Origin of the sequence: Methanobacterium petrolearium, from assembly GCF_017873625.1 — an archaeon.
Taxonomy (GTDB): Archaea; Methanobacteriota; Methanobacteria; order Methanobacteriales; family Methanobacteriaceae; genus Methanobacterium; species Methanobacterium petrolearium.
This window is the reverse complement of the sequence record NZ_JAGGKL010000009.1, coordinates 1-17,500: the sequence shown is the minus strand read 5'-3', so window position 1 is coordinate 17,500 and position 17,500 is coordinate 1. Positions and strand designations below refer to the sequence as shown.

26 protein-coding genes (1 of these 26 cut by a window edge) are annotated in these 17,500 nt (G+C 39.8%); 19 read left to right on the top strand and 7 right to left on the bottom strand.

Features of this window, described 5'->3' with window-relative positions; translation table 11 throughout:
- The 6 genes from mcrB to J2743_RS09000 all read right to left on the bottom strand — a co-directional run.
- Nucleotides 1-682, bottom strand: the 5' portion of a protein-coding gene (gene mcrB / locus J2743_RS09025; RefSeq protein WP_209626413.1) for a coenzyme-B sulfoethylthiotransferase subunit beta. Its footprint begins 650 nt before the window's first position; only the first 682 of its 1,332 coding nucleotides appear in the window; its start codon is at nucleotides 680-682; its stop codon lies off the left edge, out of view.
- Nucleotides 683-1,110: 428 nt separating this feature from the next.
- Nucleotides 1,111-1,842 carry a TetR/AcrR family transcriptional regulator gene (locus J2743_RS09020; protein WP_209626410.1) on the bottom strand — a complete coding sequence of 244 codons (732 nt, stop codon included), beginning with the start codon at nucleotides 1,840-1,842 and terminating at the stop codon, nucleotides 1,111-1,113.
- A 152-nt stretch (nucleotides 1,843-1,994) separates the two neighbouring features.
- Entirely contained in the window at nucleotides 1,995-2,255 is a 261-nt protein-coding gene (locus J2743_RS09015) for a pro-sigmaK processing inhibitor BofA family protein (protein ID WP_209626408.1), read from the bottom strand.
- 63 nt (nucleotides 2,256-2,318) lie between these two features.
- Nucleotides 2,319-3,497 carry an argininosuccinate synthase gene (locus tag J2743_RS09010; RefSeq protein ID WP_209626612.1) on the bottom strand — a complete coding sequence of 393 codons (1,179 nt, stop codon included), beginning with the start codon at nucleotides 3,495-3,497 and terminating at the stop codon, nucleotides 2,319-2,321.
- Nucleotides 3,498-3,674: 177 nt separating this feature from the next.
- Nucleotides 3,675-4,256: a hypothetical protein gene (locus J2743_RS09005; RefSeq protein WP_209626406.1), complete on the bottom strand. Its 582-nt coding sequence runs from the start codon at nucleotides 4,254-4,256 to the stop codon at nucleotides 3,675-3,677.
- Complete coding sequence (locus J2743_RS09000) at nucleotides 4,253-4,630, bottom strand: hypothetical protein (RefSeq protein WP_209626404.1); 378 nt, start codon at nucleotides 4,628-4,630, stop codon at nucleotides 4,253-4,255. The genes J2743_RS09005 and J2743_RS09000 overlap by 4 nt, the downstream gene beginning before the upstream one ends.
- A gap of 224 nt (nucleotides 4,631-4,854) precedes the next feature.
- Here J2743_RS09000 and J2743_RS08995 point away from each other — a divergent pair, with 224 nt between their 5' ends.
- The 19 genes from J2743_RS08995 to ehbP all read left to right on the top strand — a co-directional run bounded on the left by J2743_RS08995 (nucleotide 4,855) and on the right by ehbP (nucleotide 17,158).
- On the top strand, nucleotides 4,855-5,595 hold the full coding sequence (locus tag J2743_RS08995) for a SagB/ThcOx family dehydrogenase (protein WP_245248205.1): 741 nt from the start codon (nucleotides 4,855-4,857) through the stop codon (nucleotides 5,593-5,595).
- A 183-nt stretch (nucleotides 5,596-5,778) separates the two neighbouring features.
- On the top strand, nucleotides 5,779-6,495 hold the full coding sequence (locus tag J2743_RS08990; protein WP_209626402.1) for a M14 family metallopeptidase: 717 nt from the start codon (nucleotides 5,779-5,781) through the stop codon (nucleotides 6,493-6,495).
- 99 nt (nucleotides 6,496-6,594) lie between these two features.
- Complete coding sequence (locus J2743_RS08985) at nucleotides 6,595-7,308, top strand: metal-dependent hydrolase (RefSeq protein WP_209626400.1); 714 nt, start codon at nucleotides 6,595-6,597, stop codon at nucleotides 7,306-7,308.
- A 346-nt stretch (nucleotides 7,309-7,654) separates the two neighbouring features.
- The gene (locus J2743_RS08980; protein WP_209626398.1) at nucleotides 7,655-7,966 is read left to right on the top strand and encodes a monovalent cation/H+ antiporter subunit E; all 312 of its coding nucleotides are present in this window, start codon (nucleotides 7,655-7,657) and stop codon (nucleotides 7,964-7,966) included.
- On the top strand, nucleotides 7,963-8,232 hold the full coding sequence (locus J2743_RS08975; RefSeq protein WP_209626396.1) for a monovalent cation/H+ antiporter complex subunit F: 270 nt from the start codon (nucleotides 7,963-7,965) through the stop codon (nucleotides 8,230-8,232). The genes J2743_RS08980 and J2743_RS08975 overlap by 4 nt, the downstream gene beginning before the upstream one ends.
- Entirely contained in the window at nucleotides 8,225-8,500 is a 276-nt protein-coding gene (locus tag J2743_RS08970) for a monovalent cation/H(+) antiporter subunit G (RefSeq protein ID WP_209626394.1), read from the top strand. The genes J2743_RS08975 and J2743_RS08970 overlap by 8 nt, the downstream gene beginning before the upstream one ends.
- The gene (locus J2743_RS08965) at nucleotides 8,493-8,726 is read left to right on the top strand and encodes a DUF4040 domain-containing protein (protein WP_209626393.1); all 234 of its coding nucleotides are present in this window, start codon (nucleotides 8,493-8,495) and stop codon (nucleotides 8,724-8,726) included. Before J2743_RS08970 ends, J2743_RS08965 begins: the two co-directional genes overlap by 8 nt.
- A 1-nt stretch (nucleotide 8,727) precedes the next feature.
- Nucleotides 8,728-9,090: a cation:proton antiporter subunit C gene (locus J2743_RS08960; RefSeq protein ID WP_209626390.1), complete on the top strand. Its 363-nt coding sequence runs from the start codon at nucleotides 8,728-8,730 to the stop codon at nucleotides 9,088-9,090.
- A gap of 78 nt (nucleotides 9,091-9,168) precedes the next feature.
- The gene (gene ehbF, locus J2743_RS08955; RefSeq protein WP_209626388.1) at nucleotides 9,169-10,671 is read left to right on the top strand and encodes an energy conserving hydrogenase EhbF; all 1,503 of its coding nucleotides are present in this window, start codon (nucleotides 9,169-9,171) and stop codon (nucleotides 10,669-10,671) included.
- The gene (locus J2743_RS08950) at nucleotides 10,668-11,003 is read left to right on the top strand and encodes an energy-converting hydrogenase B subunit G, EhbG (protein WP_209626386.1); all 336 of its coding nucleotides are present in this window, start codon (nucleotides 10,668-10,670) and stop codon (nucleotides 11,001-11,003) included. Before ehbF ends, J2743_RS08950 begins: the two co-directional genes overlap by 4 nt.
- Nucleotides 10,996-11,274, top strand: coding sequence for a Na(+)/H(+) antiporter subunit B (locus J2743_RS08945; RefSeq protein WP_209626384.1), 279 nt, complete (start codon nucleotides 10,996-10,998; stop codon nucleotides 11,272-11,274). The genes J2743_RS08950 and J2743_RS08945 overlap by 8 nt, the downstream gene beginning before the upstream one ends.
- 1 nt (nucleotide 11,275) lies before the next feature.
- Entirely contained in the window at nucleotides 11,276-11,785 is a 510-nt protein-coding gene (locus tag J2743_RS08940; protein ID WP_209626382.1) for an MnhB domain-containing protein, read from the top strand.
- Nucleotides 11,786-12,061, top strand: a complete 276-nt coding sequence (locus J2743_RS08935; protein ID WP_209626380.1) for an energy-converting hydrogenase B subunit J — start codon at nucleotides 11,786-11,788, stop codon at nucleotides 12,059-12,061.
- 125 nt (nucleotides 12,062-12,186) lie between these two features.
- Nucleotides 12,187-13,548 (top strand): 4Fe-4S binding protein, encoded by a 1,362-nt coding sequence (locus J2743_RS08930; RefSeq protein WP_209626378.1) that lies wholly within the window; start codon nucleotides 12,187-12,189, stop codon nucleotides 13,546-13,548.
- Nucleotides 13,545-14,030 (top strand): 4Fe-4S binding protein, encoded by a 486-nt coding sequence (locus J2743_RS08925; RefSeq protein WP_209626376.1) that lies wholly within the window; start codon nucleotides 13,545-13,547, stop codon nucleotides 14,028-14,030. Before J2743_RS08930 ends, J2743_RS08925 begins: the two co-directional genes overlap by 4 nt.
- A 74-nt stretch (nucleotides 14,031-14,104) precedes the next feature.
- A complete protein-coding gene (locus J2743_RS08920; RefSeq protein WP_209626374.1) occupies nucleotides 14,105-14,551 on the top strand; it encodes an NADH-quinone oxidoreductase subunit B family protein in 447 nt (148 codons plus the stop codon).
- A gap of 94 nt (nucleotides 14,552-14,645) precedes the next feature.
- The gene (locus tag J2743_RS08915) at nucleotides 14,646-15,773 is read left to right on the top strand and encodes a hydrogenase large subunit (protein WP_209626372.1); all 1,128 of its coding nucleotides are present in this window, start codon (nucleotides 14,646-14,648) and stop codon (nucleotides 15,771-15,773) included.
- A 12-nt stretch (nucleotides 15,774-15,785) separates the two neighbouring features.
- Nucleotides 15,786-16,775, top strand: a complete 990-nt coding sequence (locus J2743_RS08910; RefSeq protein WP_209626369.1) for a respiratory chain complex I subunit 1 family protein — start codon at nucleotides 15,786-15,788, stop codon at nucleotides 16,773-16,775.
- Nucleotides 16,776-16,882: 107 nt separating this feature from the next.
- Complete coding sequence (gene ehbP, locus J2743_RS08905; protein ID WP_209626367.1) at nucleotides 16,883-17,158, top strand: energy-converting hydrogenase B subunit EhbP; 276 nt, start codon at nucleotides 16,883-16,885, stop codon at nucleotides 17,156-17,158.
- 150 nt (nucleotides 17,159-17,308) lie between these two features.
- On the opposite strand, the gene J2743_RS08900 is transcribed toward ehbP, so the two are convergent.
- The coding region (locus J2743_RS08900; RefSeq protein WP_209626365.1) for a hypothetical protein at nucleotides 17,309-17,500 on the bottom strand (192 nt) is incomplete at its 5' end.

The window sequence follows — 17,500 nt, the reverse complement described above, 5'->3', positions numbered from 1 at the left end:
CACCCATTTCAAAGTTAGCTGTTTGTTCTAGGAGTGATGATAGTGCTACTGCGTTTAATGTGTTTTTCTTGGTGATGGCTACCACGTGGTTGGCCATTATGTTTCGCAGACCGTATCCCATACCTTCCAGCATCTGTGGTGGGCCCAGTAAAGCACTGACATTAGCGCCTGAAAAATCAACGGTTTGTGGGTATTGGCCGAGAACAGCTGTTTTTATAGCTGATGCATCGAACTTGTCCACATTGAAAGTGTCGATAATGGCCTGAACCACTGCTGATCCAGTAACCATGGTGGAAACTGTGTAGTCTCCAGCCATTTTCAGTCGCTGGGATGGTAGCTGTACTAGAAGTTGGTTTCCTTTGTTGATGAGTTTGAGGTTGAAGTCGTCTTCATCATCAACACGAATCATTTTTTCAATTTTTCCGGCAATAACGTCAACGTTTTCTACAATAGGTAGTTTTAATTCTCTACCTGGAATAAAATTAGATTTGCCGCCGTAAGCTGCTTTTTCCAGAGATTTTTCAATTCCGGATAAGTTAACTGCAACGGACCGCTTGACTTCTTGCACAATATTTTCTATTGTGGGGTTTAACATGGGACTTACTGCTTCTAGAGGAACATTGCTCTCTAAAAGCTTTCCATCTGCGCCATATAGGTCTATTCTGTCTTCATAGGTTGGCATAATGTTTACACCTCTTTAATTTTTTAGGGGGGTTGAAGAAGAGACTGGCAAAGGTCTCTCTTCGAATCTGTAGGGGGGAACGTGATTAGTGATTGAGATCTGGATATTTTTCATTCTTCACTATCCAGACCGGTGGTGAATATATAACCTAACGTGATATTATTACTTAAAGTGATAAAATAACCTATAAATATTTAATGACTATTGGTTAGTTAGTAACCAGTAGTAGAACACTTATAATAGTTTCGGTTTAATTAGTTTGCAAAAGGTTTTTAAGTGGGTCCTTTAAGTGATGGACTTTTAATAAATAAACTCTCATTTTTGAATTTGTAAATGTATAAATGCTCAAAAAGCAGTTTAAAACATTTAAAATTGGATAAAAATTAATAACAGCTCAAAAAATTTGAATAATAAAATAAGATAATTATCTATTTTTTAGTGTAATTCATTATCATATGGCGTATTAAGTCTTCAACATCTATCACAAACTTGTCATGATCGATTCCTCTGCTTTCCAGAATTTTCTCATGATCTGGAGGAATATCTGACATTCTTTTAGCAATAGATGAAAGTAAAACAGCTGCTTCAACTGGGTCCACATCAGAACGAATGGTTCCATCATCGATACCAATTTGAATGGAGTTACACATAACAGTGAACCGTTCTGACCGTAGTTCCATTATTTCTTTTAGATATTGGTTGGCAACATTTTCGTCCTGGAAATTTTTAGGAACACTAGAATCTCCCTTAATCTGGCAGATGGTCCCTTTAATATATTCCTTATCAATTATTTTCTTTATATTGAATCTGCCGGACTGAAAATACTTGTACATTCGTATATAGTCTCGATAATTCTTTGTAAAATCATAATATGCTTTTCTGAAGGCAAAAACTTTTTCAAGTCCAGATTTAGCTTTCTCAATTTCTTCTTTTATGGTTGAATTTAAAATTAAAGTACCCCTCAGAACAATGGCAAAAAAAAGTTCTTCCTTATTATCAAAGTAGAGATAAAGGGTTGCTTTGCTCAATTCCACTTCAGTGGCAATATCGTTCATAGAAACATCATCATATCCTTTGGCAAAGAATAATTTTTCAGCGGCATTGATAATATCGTTCCGCCTTTGTTCTTTTTCCCTTTCCCTCCGATCTCTAATGGACATAGTTTCAACCCCTTAACGGTGGTAATCATGTTACCTACAGTTATTATAAAACTATGCTTTATTTTACATGAAATAGTTTGTCTTTATCTAAAAAAGTAGAGATTGTGGAAAAATAAGTTATACACAATTATTAAAAATCAACTTTCCCTTATCTAATAAAAACCCAGTGCTTTAGCCATAATAAGCACAAACACTCCGATTATTCCTCCAAAACCCGCCACCAACACAGTTAAAATGTTGATGGGGATCTTGAAAAAGGGGAGTATGTTCCAGATAAAAAGGAGCATCCATCCCAGTATCATGTGTACCAGGATGCTGAGGGCAATTTTTCCAAGTTTTACCAGTAATCCAATTCCCACCACTGCTAAAACCAGCAGTATGCTTCCGATGACCACCATGGTCAGGATTTCCATACTATGCTCCTGTCAACCTGCATTTGTCCTGTGACTTAATAATTTTAGTAAAATATTGTTCTGTTATTTCCTACGACAGATATCCTGGTAACAGGCGGCCTGGATCCCATAGTTTTTAACCATACCTGTCATTTCTCTTTGGTCCATTTCTTTATCTTCAAAGGAAACAGCTTCTTCCTGATACAGGCTGAAAGGTGATTTTCTTCCCAGGATGCGGAGACTGCCTTTGTGGAGTTTCAGACGTACCGTTCCGGAAACACGGCTCTGCATGCTGTCAATAAGCTGGTCAAGATCTTCTCGGAGGGGTTCATGCCATAATCCATTGTAAACAAGTTCTGAATAGGTTTGTGACGCGGTTTCGGAGAATTTCAATTCTTCCCTGGTTAAAACCAGTTGTTCCAGGGCTCGGTGGGCTGCAATTAAAAGAAAAGCCCCTGGAGTTTCGTAGTTTTCCCTGGATTTAAGCCCGATAATACGATCCTCCATAATGTCAACCCGGCCAATTCCGTGCATACCTGCAATATCATTACATTCCTGGATGATTTCCAGGGGACCCATAAGTTCCCCATTGATTTCCGTAGGTACTCCCTCCTCAAAGGATATTTCAACGATTTCGGCTTTATCAGGAGCATTTTCAGTGGATCTAGTCCAGCTGAAGGCCTCTTCAGGGGTTTCTGTCATAGGATCCTCCAGAATGTCTCCTTCAATGGAGCGACCCCACAGGTTCTCATCAATACTGTAAAGCTTGTCAGAGGGAAGGGGAATACCCTGGGACTCTGCATAACTAACTTCTTCAGTTCTGGTAAGGTTCAGATCTCTGATGGGAGCGATAACATCACTATCTGAGTAAGACCTGATTATTGACTCAAAACGGAACTGATCATTACCTTTACCAGTACAACCATGGGCTATAGAAGTTGCACCAACCTTTTCAGCCAGTTCAACTATTTTAATAGCTATGAGTGGCCTTGCAAGTGCGGTGCTCAAAGGATAACCCTCATATACAGCGTTGGCTTTAATTGCTCTAAAGATGAATTCACGTGCGAACTCGTCTTTAGCATCTATAGTGTAATGTTCAAGACCCATTTTGGATGCTAATTTAGAAGGCCGGGTTATTTCATCTTCAGGCTGCCCAACATCGACACAAGCAGTTATAACCTTTTTATCATACTTTTCTTCAAGTAATTTTATGCATACTGAGGTGTCCAACCCACCGCTGAACGCCAGAACCACTTTTTCCATTTTCATATCTCTCCTTCAGTCTTCTTCCTTCTTTGGTGTTATTTAGAGTGAAAATAAATACTGATAAACTTATGATGCTCAGTGTATAAAAAACTTTACAGATATTGTAATTAATTTAAAAACCCCTGAACTCTTTCTAAACAATTTTCATGTATTTTTTCTAATAATGATATATTTTCAACCGGTGAATACCTTTTTTAGCTGTTTCCAGTATAGATGGAAATGAAATATGGTGCTAACCGCCATTATAATTGCAAATTCTGCGTGCCAGAAATCAATGGTTAAATTCCAGGAAGAACCTATGCCATAGTTAACAATTATTATCATGATTAAGCCGGTTAATCCGGTCAGAATGAAACTAGCAATGAGTACGTAGTTCCATATTTTATAGAAAATTTTTCTCTTCAACATGTTCTCCAAATAAAGTAAATAAGTGACCAGATAGATGATAATGCTAGAAACAGACACTGGAATTAGATAATAATTTTCACTGGGAACAGAATTTACTTTTTGAATATCAGAAGAACTATTAGAATTATTATTTTCATTGGTGATGTTGTTTAGATTTTGAGTACTATTGGTTGATGCTGAAGTGGGGGATTGGGAGTGATCACAGATACCATCATGGTCAGTATCTGTATAACGTGTGCATTGGCCTGGGAAAGGGTCATTTAAGAGGCCATAAGGACAATCATTCCAAGCATAAACTGCAACTGGGGTCAAAAGGATAATTAAAAGGACTACGTATATTTTTTTCAATCTACCTTCCTCCCTTCATTACCAGCACTCTTTTTGTTATTTGCTTCATTTTCACTGGATGATTCATTGGAGTCCTGTTTCTGTGGGTATTTCCAGTAGGAATGCATGTGGAATATTGCGATCCAGAAAATGGCTATTCCGAATTCTACATGCCAGTATAAGAGATTTTGACTAATGGGAAGTGCTATACCATATTCAACGAGACTTAGCAGCGCTAAACCAGCACCTGCAGATACTAAAAATGTAATCAGAATCAATATGTTCCATAAACGGATGTGAAGAGATCTTTTTATATGATTCTTACGGTAAAGGATGTAACTGGCACAATAAGCCAGTATTAATGGGATGGATATGGTTATCAGGTGGTAAGTCATAATAATCATGAATGATTTTTTCAAGGGGAAGTCTTCATTAAATTCTTCAATTATATTATTTCAGCATCCGATAATTCCAGGAAATTTCTTCAAATATGGATTAATTTAATATATTTAATGGTCTATTAAAGTTTTTTAAAAGGGAATTATACTTGATCATTTAGGTTAATGTCATGGATTGATTTCATAGTTCATGGAAATTATTAGGATCATAAGGGCGTAATATGATGCAACCAAAGAGTAAAGTTGTTTTGCTAGCAATAATCCTGCTTTCCATCTTTTTAGCAGCATATATTATTTATTCAGTTTTCATGCAGCCAGTTGAGGTTGAATACCAATCCAGGGAGATTTTATCAACAGTTGATCTTCCTCAGGCAGAAATTTCAAGTAACATGTCTGTGGATCAGGCTATTCAAAACAGGCGTTCAGTTCGAAGTTTCAGTGAAACTTCCCTTACCTTACAAGATGTTTCACAACTTTTATGGGCTGCTCAGGGAATAACGGATTCAGAGAGAAATTTCAGAGCCACTCCCTCTGCAGGGCATGTTTTCCCAATGGAAGTCTATCTGGTTGCGGGTAATGGTAGTGTTCAGGGACTTGAAGCAGGAATATACCATTACAATCCCTTTAACAATACTCTGGAAAAAATAGTGGATGAGGATCAGAGATACAATCTTTCTCAGGCTGCACACCAACAAGCATGGGTTTATGAGGCTCCTATTAGTCTGATGATAACTGGTAATTATCAGAAGATGGAAGAAAAATATCCTGAAGGAAACATCAGCACAAGATTCGTGGACATGGAAGCAGGGCATATTGGGGAGAACATATATTTAGAAGCAGTTTCTCATGGTCTGGGAACGGTGGCTATAGGTTCTTTCTACGATGATCAGATGATAAACCTTTTTAAGTTACCATCCAACGAAACTCCTTTATACATATATCCAGTGGGTTACAAAGCATAATAACAAGATATGCCAAGAAAAAAACAATAATATTTATATATATTACATAATTAGGTTATATACTTGATTAAACCAATCATATTGATAATTCCGGCAGGTTCAACTGATGAATACGAAGTTTAATTGATCAATAATTACTAAAAGGATGCATAAGAAATTAATGCTCAGAATAATGGTGAAGGCATGCAAGATGAGATTTTAATCATCTCTCAGGATACTGGGGGTGATATTGCTCTAAATCAAGATTTGATGGAAGATTTAATTCCTGAAAACACAGGTAATAAGATAATTGAGAAGGCAAAAGGAGGAACTCCTCTTTTAAAGATGGGATCAGGGTCTCCACGCATTTTGCTATGTGCAGGTATACATGGAAATGAATTACCCCCTCAATTGGCTTTTTTCAAACTTTTAAATTATCTTGAAGGTAAAACTCTTAATGGAACTGTGTTCATGGTGCCTATTGCCATCCCTCACGCCACCATGGAAAATTCACGGAGATTTCAGGGATTTGATATGAACAGGAAAACATTCAAAGACGGATATATTTCCAATACAATTTTAAAAACTGCCAAAAAGCTACAAATTGAAGCGGCAGCGGATTTCCACTCCACCCAACCCCAAAGTAATCCTGGAATTGAAAGCGTTTTTTGTTCTAAAAAGCCATGTTATGAAAGTTTCAATATAGCCAAACACATAACCAGTCAAACTTCTTCCAAGATCCTATCACAGGAAAAGGCAGGTGCCCTGTATGGTGGTGCATTGGAGGATGAGCTAAACATCAACGGAATCCCAGCAGTGACTTGTGAAGTAGTTTCAAGAAATGGTAGAGTGGATTCAGGAAGTGTTGAAAGGTCGTTTATTCAGATGAAATCATTCCTGGATTATTTTAAACTTATTTAGATTAATTATTTAGGTTATTTAGGCAATCTTGAACTTATTAAGGTTTAGTCAAATTTACATTGGAATAGTAGATGGATGATCATATTATAAACTGATAACATGTCTTCTTATAAAAAACATATCTTATTTGCACTTATAATGGTTTTCCCGTTCTTTCCAGATGTTTATTATTTATCTTTGGCTGTTATCGGTGCTTCAGTAGTGGATCTGGATACCAGTTTCCGTTACAGAAACCTGCTTATAATGGCCCTGTGTGGAGGAGTTTTGGCAGTTATATTGCAGTTTTTAAACATCACTCCATTTCCAGGAATATTGCTTATTAGCATTGCATTTTTCTTCTTTTTAGCCCAACACCGAGGATTCATTCACTCAATCCCAGGAGTATGTTTAACCGGTTTTTGTCTTGCGGTCTTTGCTTTGAGCTTCCAGGCACTACTATTAACTTTCAAAATAGATTATCGTATTGCAATATACTTGACATCTATTATTATGGGGGTCATGATCCTCAACAGGGGATTGCTGATTTTATATGTTTTACTTGTTTCATTGGGGATATTTTTAAGTCCTGAAACTAATTTTAACTTTTTATACATTTATACAGCGTTATTTGTTGGTTCTTTAAGTCATTTAATTCTCGATCTCTTCTCAGGATCTGGTGTTAAACTTTTTAACCCATTATGGAAGCATAAATATGGAAAAATCGCTGGTTTATTTCTTTTAACATTGTGGGCGATTTTTGTAGTGATCTTCAATTTTTTCCCGGAAACCAATCTCTATTTCCCCTTAGATCAGCTTTTGCATCGAATATCTTGAACTTTATATAAAATACTGGACAAGTTGATTTTTAAAAAGGGCATTATATTATCAATTATACTTCCAAAGTTTTGATAACACCGGTAATCATACTATTTTCTAAGAATATATCAAATGGACTGATTTTTGACGGAATTTGATTTATTTATATAGGATTTGTATAGAAAAAAATATTTAGTTATCTTTATATATCATGTTTTATAATGATGAATTGTAATTTATCATATTATGATATGGTCAAGATGAATCCCCTGATACAAATGAAAGAGATAATAGGGTTGTTATCATCTAGCCATGTTCACTGTTGATGATATATCAATATTAAAGATTAAGGGGCTAATTTACCATGTTTATAACCAGAATATTCTACGGAATTGCCTATTTCATTGTATTAATATGGGAAATACTCAAGGCCACTGTTGACGTTGCAATTAGAACAGTAAATGGCAAGGTGGATCCAGTGGTGGTGGAAATTCCTACCGTCCTTAAAAGACCAGTTTCCCAGACTATTCTTGCCAACAGCATAACCCTCACTCCTGGCACCCTTTCCATAGACCTTGACTCGGAAAAACAGGTTTTAAGGGTTGCCACAATCACTCCACGTTCCAATGATGAAGTCATACCATTTGAACCATACATAAAAGGGATGTTAGAATGAACCTGTTTGTATTCTCGGAATATGTTTTAATGGCGGCACTGGCCATATTTGCCGTGGCCACCATTCGAATTGTCACCCGCAAGACAATAGCTATGGGGCTGGTGGGACTATCTGGATTCACCATTGCCGTGGCCACGTTCCTTATCCTGTTGCAAAACCTTTACGGTATTGCTTATTGTCGTGATATAGCTTTAGCATTGTTAATTATGGATATGGTGGGAACCATTGCCTTTGCCCGAGTTTTAAGGGGGTATAACAGTGGATGATATAATTACTATAATAAAATCAGCCATACTCTTGATATCAGCAGTTTTTGTTATTCTGGCAGCTATTGGAATTATAAGATATAAAGACGACATGGAAAGGGTTTTATATGCCCGTATACATATTTTAGGCATTTTAGATGTTGTTTGCATGATTTCATTGTTAGTACTAGGAGAACCATTACTGGCTGGAGTTTATTTCATATTAACGCCATTCGCAGCCCATGCTATAGCAAATGCCCATTATTACGGAGAGGATAAACATGATTGAATATTTATTCATGCTAACCGCAATTTTAGGAGCAGTTCTAGCTTTAATGCAGAGGGATCTGCTGAAATCAGCTATACTAACCGGCATCACCGGAGCTTCCATTGCCATTCTATATCAATATCTCCTGGCCCCTGATGTGGCACTTACCCAGGCCATTGTGGGAGCAGCCATCATCCCGGTGTTCTTTGCACTAGCAGTTTACAAAACTCGCAGGATGGAGGAATAAGATGATCATTGACACACAAATCGCGTCATTATTCACAGCAGCAGCATTGATTATTATTGGAATATTTGCAGCAGCATTCCTGGATAATCTAATAAAAAAAGTCATAGGGTTGGCTTTCATTGGAGACGGAGTTAACCTGTTTTTAATCTCCATGGGTTATAAGGCAGGAGGGATCGTCTACATTTATCTGCCAGGGATGGCAGCCGACTGGTTCTCACAAAACGCGTCCTACCCCCTTCCATTTGCAATGGTCTTAACCAGCATTGTTATCGGTGCCAGTACCATGGCAGTAATGTTAGGAATAATAATAATCCTATACAAAAAACGCGGATCCCTAAAGGCATCCGAGATTCTGGGGGAATAATCAAATGTTACTTTACAATTTTAACCAAATCAATGATGCAGATTACCCAGATGATTACCAGAATAATGGGGGTAAGTTATGAACGCACTGATACCATTAATGGTTGTTGTTCCCATAATATGTGCTCTGTTTCTAAACATACTACATAAAAGGGACAGGACAATTAAGATCATAACCATTATTTTGGCACTGATACTGCCTGCATTACCTATTCTGGCCAATTATGGATTGCACTACTTTGGTGGTTATGCTCCTCTCATAGATAATCCAACTTTGGGCACAGATCTCCCATCACTCATCACAGGAACCGCCCTTAACACATTTCACCCGGCAATAACCTACTCTTTCCAGAGTGCACAGAAAATATTCGTGTTCATCCTGGGCCTGGTGGGGTTACTGGCAATATTCACCTCACTCTTTGAAACCCGCCGACCATCTGGAGTCTATGGCTACATGATGTTCATGGGAATAGCAGCAGTAACTGCAGTTCTTTTAACCGATGATATATTCAATTTGTATGTCTTCTTTGAAATAGCAGCCCTGGCAACAGTGGGGATAGTCCTGGTATCCAACATCAAGGGCAACTATGAAACTGCCCTGAAATACATGATACTGGGAGGCATAGCTGCACCGATGCTTTTGTTGGGTGTTGCACTCTTACTGGGAGTTACAGGAAACGTTAACATTACTGACATCATTTATTCACTTAAAAATGGACTGGTCAATCCACAAAGTCCAGTGCTCTTAATGGCATGTGGATTAATAGTATTCGGATGGTTATATGGTTCGGGACTCCCACCATTCCACACCATCAAATCAGCAATTTACAGCAAAGCCCTACCCAGTGGAGCAGCATTAATCCAGGCCTTTTCAGTCTTCACATTCATAGCTTTAGGAATTATAATCCTCAGAATCTTTTCATACCTACCATTCTCCCAATGGGTGATACTGGGAGTATCACTCCTGGCCATGATATTAGGTATCACCATGGCCATTCTCCAGACAGACCTTCGGCGGATGATAGGATTCCTGGCTGTAGGAGAACTGGGATACATAGGTATAGGCCTTGGACTTGGCACTGTATCTGGAATAACTGCAGGACTCTTCCAGGCAGTTAACGAAGCAGTAATCACCGCATTTTTATTTATAGGATTCGGCACTGTACTTTACCAGACTGGAATCAGTGACACTCGTAAACTGGGGGGTATGCTGGTCAGAAACCCTCTGTTAGCCCTACTGGTCCTACTGGCAGGATTCGCCATGGCTGGTGTTCCACCACTTAACGCATTTCAGAGCAAGCTCATGCTCATCCAAGCATCCATCACTGCCGGTCTTCCAGAGTTAGGGGTGATAATGATACTCCTGAGTATAGTGACCTTCATGACCTTCATGAAAGCATTCCACGCAGTTTTCCTACGTCAAAAACCGGCAGATCTGGAAATAAAGAATGAAAACATACCAAAAGCCACCATAATTGCTATGCTGGTTTTTCTGGTAGTGTGTATTGTCTTCGGACTCTTCCCACAAATGGTGACCAGCTACCTGCAACCACTGGCAACTAGCCTAGGAGGTGTAGTATGAACCTCTACGACATAATAGTGAAAAAGATAAAAGATATCCAGGGAACAGATGATGAAGCACCAATAACCAACATATCCACTACTTCCATGCTCACAGCAGAAATAACACTTATCGCATCCATCCTGGTGGCACTGGTCATGCTCAGATTGGTGAGTAATATACTAATGATCGTGGCAGTTCTGGTGGTTTTATTTGCGTCCATGGTGGCCGTGCCCATCATGCCACGCCTTAAGAAAGAACAGAACGATTCACTGGCAGCTATGATGTTCTATGTCATACTTGCCCTGGCAATAGTAATCACCCTATTCTACTGGGGGAATTTAAATGTCTGAAGGAATAAGAAAACTTATAATGGGATTTTCCCTGTTTACATTTGCGGTTGCCATATTCCAATCCACATATCAATTTAAACAAATCATATATCCTGGTATAAGCTACCTGTACAACTACGTGGGTCCTAAAATAGCCCCTAACATGGTAACAGTAGTTGTGTTCGACTGGAGAGGTTACGATACACTAGGCGAAGCCCTCATACTGGTAACAGCAGTCATAACGGTTTTACTGGTCTTTGGGCGTGGTAAAGTCCAGCTGGGAGGTAAATAACATGAGTACAATACTGAAAATATTTGTATTCCCTGCAGCTATGGTTATCCTGTGTTTAGGAGTGCTCACCATTTTAGGAGGACATATCACCCCGGGAGGAGGATTCCAGGGCGGTGCCATGATAGCCGCAGCATTGATCTTCTGCCTGATCATATACGGACTTAAAGACAGCCCATTCCACCTTTCACACGATTTCCTTGCAGCTGTTGAAAGTTTGGGAGCTTTAATCTTTGTATTACTTGGAATTGCTGGTCTGGCCTTTTCAGGATTCTACCTCTACAACCTGGGAGTGGACATATACCACATAGTCCCGGCAACCATACAGAACCTATTTGACTACCCGGACCCTACACACGCAGGAATAATACCTTACCTCAACTTTGCAGTGGGCCTTAAAGTTATGGTGGGTTTAAGCGCAGTAGTAATAGCATTCATGGGCTTCAAAGAATATGAAGAAGAATCAGGAGAATCAGAGGAGTCTGAAGAACTTGATGAAGGGGAGGTTGAATAGATGATAATATATATTGGCCCCCTTGCCCTGGGATTAATACTGGGATTCATCCTGGGAACCCGTATAAGGGATGTTCCAGAAAGTGGACTGAAATTTGATGCTTCAGTTTACATATTATTCATCATAGTTGCTTTTATCGTGGCCTATGCACTGGGCCCATTCCCTTATTATAAGGACACTCCATTTGCCAGTGGTTTTGTAGCTGCTGCTGTGGGTGTTATACTGGGTAAATTAATATTTGGAAGAAGTAACACTCCTCAAAAAACGGAGGAATAAAAATAACAGGCACAATTGATTTGAATTTATCACTTCACTTTAAAATTAAACCATTTAAAAATCACAAAAACGGGAGAACGTCTAATAACTATCAATAACTCAAAATCAACTTGGAAGGTAAATTTATGTTTCTAACAACCAACAAATGCCAAGGCATTGGTGAATGCATCAAGGAATGCCCTACAGGAGCAATCCGCCTTGTTGATGGCAAGGCATTCAGTTGCATAACCTGTGGTGCTTGCATGGAAGCCTGTCCCAACAAAGCCATCTACCGTAACAAATACGGAGGATATGTGGTTGATCGGGCTAAATGTAATGCCTGTGGTGTCTGCGAACTCACCTGTCCTGTTAACAGCATCACCATAGAAGAGGGGGTAGTTAAGGGAATCTGTTCCAGATGTGGCATCTGTGTCCAGGCTTGCCCTGAAAATGCCAGGGTGGATGCTTACGATGTTATTGAAGACAGACAACTGAAATTCCTGGAATCATTAAACCTCACAGTACAACCACCCACACGTATCCGGAAAGAGGAACTAGTAGCAGAACGAACCAGTCTGGTTACTGACACAGATAAATGCACCCTCTGCCGGCGGTGTGAATACTACTGCCCCACAGAAGCCATAATGGTGGATGTAGAACCACCAGGTAAATGCACAGAATGCAGAGTCTGTGAGGATGTATGTCCAGTAGGAGCCATAGAAAACTGCACCATAGACCCTGAAAAATGTACATTATGTCTTAAATGCCTGAAAGAATGTCCCAACCAGGCCATCTATGTGGATGATTTCCAGGTGAAGATCAACAAACTGGAACCTCAAGAAGAATTGGAAGGAAAAATAGTTTCCTGCCTGAACTGTGGCTTATGTGCCGATGCATGTGAAAAAGGAGCCCTAAAGATGGTGGACGGACACCTACGCTATGATCCCACACTCTGCGAGGATTGTGAAACCATGGAATGCATTGATGCCTGTCCAGTGGGAACTTTACGACCATCGGAAGATCCTGAGAGGAAAATTAAAGGATTCTGTGTTTCCTGTGGTAAGTGTGTTAAGGCATGTGATGTTAACGAAGCACGCAGCTTCAAACATGTAACCTGGGATGGATCAGTCAGTGAAGACTGCATATCCTGTGGAATATGTGCAGAAGTATGTCCAAAAGATGCCATAACCCTCAAAAGAGGCAGTATTGAAGTTGACACGGAAAAATGTGTCCTGTGCGAGAAATGTGCAATTCACTGTCCAGTTGATGCCATTCCAACCACCACCATGCGAAAAAAATCCATAAAAGAAGGGTTCACTTTCATCCAGGATAAACTGTGCATGAACTGCAAACTCTGCACAAAGATATGTCCTGAAGAAGCCATCAAAGAAGATGAAAATGGAAAAATAGTGGTGGATGAATCCAAATGCATCTACTGTGGTGCTTGCAGTAATTCCTGCCCTGCCAGGGCCATACTATTTGAAAGGGAATTCGAGGTGGAACAATGACAAATTTACTCTTGATATTCCTGGAAGGGGCCTACACCAACCTAAAAAGAATCATATTCGCCAGTGACAGGGTAACTGACATGGAAGTCAGGAACATGATCCTAGAAGGCCGTGTAAAACCCACAGAAAAAGTTGCCGAAGTTTCATGTATTGGATGCGGAGGATGCAGCAATGCCTGCCCTACTGGAGCCATAGAAATGGTAGATCTGGACGAACCAGTTGAACTTATGGAAGGATTGGTTAAAACTCAGTTACCAGTTCTTAACAGTGAAAAATGTGTCCATTGTTATTATTGCCACGATTTCTGCCCATTATACGCTCTTTTTGGAGAAGCAGGAACCATACATCCCAACGATGTTGGTGAAGTAAAATCAGATGTGTCCCAATTATTAGAAAAACCAGTGAAGATATCTGAGGATAAAATAGCATTCATATCCCAGTTTCTGGCTGATAACACCATTATACGAAAACGAAAAGAATAAAAAAATTGGAAAAACTCGAACTTAACCTATTCAATTATAATATAAACAATACAAAAATCTTTAAGAGGAATCATATGAGCCTAAAATCATATTCCCGGGGTCGAGCTGTACACGTGATGTTAGTGTACACAGGAGGATGCAATGGCTGCGACATAGAAATAGTTAACTGCATACTCTCCCCAAAATTTGATGCAGAACAGTACAAAGTCTTTTTAACCTGGAACCCTAGGGAAGCAGATGTTCTGGTGGTTACAGGACCAGTAACCAAACACAATGAACAGCCGCTACGTGAAATATACAAAGCCATACCCGAACCAAAAGCAGTGGTTGCTGCAGGAGCATGTGCCCTGATGGGAGGAGTTTACAAGAACTGCCATGGTGATATACCATCTGAAGAAATCGCAGGACCAGTTGACAAAATCATACCAGTGGATGCCAAGGTTCCTGGATGCGCAGTACGTCCACAGGATATAGTGGCAGGGTTAGTGTCGGCTTTACCACTGTTATTGAATGCTGACTGAAAGATAACCTGATATCAAATCATGATTAAATAAAATTAATAAAAATTATCAAAAAAGGTAGAATAATTCATAAAACTCATGAAGGTGTAACATAATGGACGATAAGAAAGAAAACCGGACGGTCATCGAGGCAGAAGTTCCCATGGGAACTGTTCACCCTGGAGCCCTTGAACCATACCGGTTAAGACTTTTTGTGGAAGATGAAATCGTCCGCGATGCGGAGATGACTGTGGGAGTAAACCACAGAGGAGTGGAAAGGATCATGGAAGGCCTGCCTGTAGAAAAGGCCAACAGCCTAACCGAGAAGATCTGCGGAATCTGTTCCAACATACACATCTGGAACTCCTGCAGGGTGGCAGAAATAGCCCTTGGAATAGAAATCCCAGAACGGGCAATGTATATCAGGGTTATAATGGGAGAATTAGAAAGATTACACAGTCACTTACTCTACTTGGCCCACGGATGCGAAGTACTGGGCCATGAAACTTTTTCCATGCGTCTTTTCTACATAAGAGAGACAGTTATGGACCTCTTGGGAATGATAGGTGGTAACCGGGTACAATACGGTTCGGCAGTGTTGGGAGGAGTTAGACCACGCTGTGAACTTGACCAGACGCGAATCCTAAAACTCACCGAAGGAATGGATCTGATTGAGGAGAAACTCACTGCCTTTGCAGATCGTTTCGTCTCTGACCCCATGGTCATGAGCAGAATCACAGGAGTGGGAGTAACCAGTGCTGAGGACGCTCTCAAACTTGCTTGTTCCGGACCCACTCTAAGAGCTACCGGGGTTAAATCAGACCTCAGGACAGAAATGTTTGAATATGATCCATTTGAATTTGATGTCATCACCCAGGATGATGGTGATGTGAAGTCTCAACTCCTGATGAGAGTTTTTGAGAATTTTGAAGCCATCAAAATCATCCGCCAAGCAATTCATGACCTTCCAGAGGGACCAATAACCAACAGGAGCTGGGAAATGAAAGATGTACCAATAACCAATAGTTACGTTGAAGCCCCCAGAGGAACCCTTTACCATTCCTACGCCCTGGAAGATGGCAGGGTGAGAAACTGTGTCATCCGAACACCATCCATGGCCAACATTGGAGCCATGCAGTACTCAGCTATTGGTCATCATATAACCGATGCCCAGCTTTGTATAGTTCAATGTGATCCCTGTTTCACCTGCACAGACCGGGCAATTCAGATTATTAAGATATGAGGAGAATAAACCATGGACCTTATATATTCCCTAATAGCAGTAATAGGCACCCTGGCAGTGTCTTTCATAGTAAGCCTATTCTTACCTGGTATTGAAAGGAAATTCATACACGCCAGGATCCAGCAGAGAGTAGGCCCACCCATAACCAGTCCAGGGATAATGGCTCCTATCAAATTTTTCTTTAAACAAACCATCACACCAGAATCCCCAATGCCCAGATTGTACAATGCCCTTCCCTTAATAAGCCTGATAATAATTGTTTTCCTGTTGTTATTCCTCATCCCTGAAATGTACTTTTTAGGAGCACTGGCCAGTATAATAGCCATCGTAGGATTACTGAAAGTTGAGGAAATAATGTACATGTTCATGGGCAGTCTGTCCAGATCAGTACTTTCAGTACGCATGCCATTCCCGGATCTGGCTAAAGGCGCTGCACATCCTGAAACACCCAGATCATTTTTTGAAGAGCTGAGCAGTCTCAGGGCTTTCCGACTCATAGCCTTCGGATCCATCCCAGTCTACATTGCCCTGTTCGTGTCAGTGGCCATGGCAGGAAGCATCTACCTTTCAGATATCATTGCCTACCAGCAGACCCACGGACCCATACTCTTCACAGTGGCCGGAGCACTGGGAGCAATTGTATTTTTCATAGGATACATGATCCTCCTCAACGAATATCCCTTCTCCATACTGAAAGGAAAACCCGATGTTGTGGAAGGACCTTACCTGGAATACGCAGCAAAATACCGGGCCTATGTCTACATGACCCGAGGATTTCTCATGTTCACACTGGCCACCCTATTTGCAACTCTATTTTTGGGAATAGCACCCAACATCCTGAACCCCAGTTACATCATCACTCTGATAGTAGCTCTCATCTTCCCAATGTTAATGGCGGTGATGAGTGCATTCTCCCCAATATTCACCTACAAACAGTTTTACCCAACCGTAGCAGGTGTTTCCATAATAGGAGTGTTGGCCATAGTCGCTGCCTTCCTTTAAGTCGTGAAATCTAGTAAATGACCAAATCATGTAAATGCATTATATGGTAATGGAAAATGAAATATGATGAATAATTATTATAATACCAACCGAGTCATGGTGATCAAATGAAAATTGTAATCAGACCCCTGCATATAATGAGTCTGGGGGGTTATATCGTGGAAACAGATTTCCCTTACCGGAACGTAATTGTGGTAAACCCCACAGAAGAACCCATAAAGTTAGAGGTACCGGTATTCAACGAAGAATGGATTGAAGAACAAAGCCAATTAGGATTGGAACTCACCCCAATTACTTATGAAGATAATTATCTGAGCAATTTCCGCAAAGCAAAGGCCAAATTGGATAAATTAAAGGCAGAAAAAGGGATCAATGTGGAATAACATCTGCAATGTTTATATTAGATTTTAATCTATTCTTTTTTCCATTAATCGGGCCGGGGCAATAATCAACTTTCTCATATTCAAAATTTTATAAAGAAAATCATTATTTAATAAAAGAAATCAGTGAGATTTTCTTTTTACTTTGTTTTTTTATTTTTGGTTTGGTATTTTTTTATTTTTTTTATTTTTTGGTTGTTTTTCTGGGTTTTTAACCTTATTTTTTTCGTTATTTTGCACGTTTTTCTTGTTTTTTTGGTTAGCGTTCGCTAGGTGGGGTTGTTTTTTTGGATGGTGTTGAGTTGTAGTAGGTTGTAGTTGAAGCATGTGAAGAGGTTTTTGGTG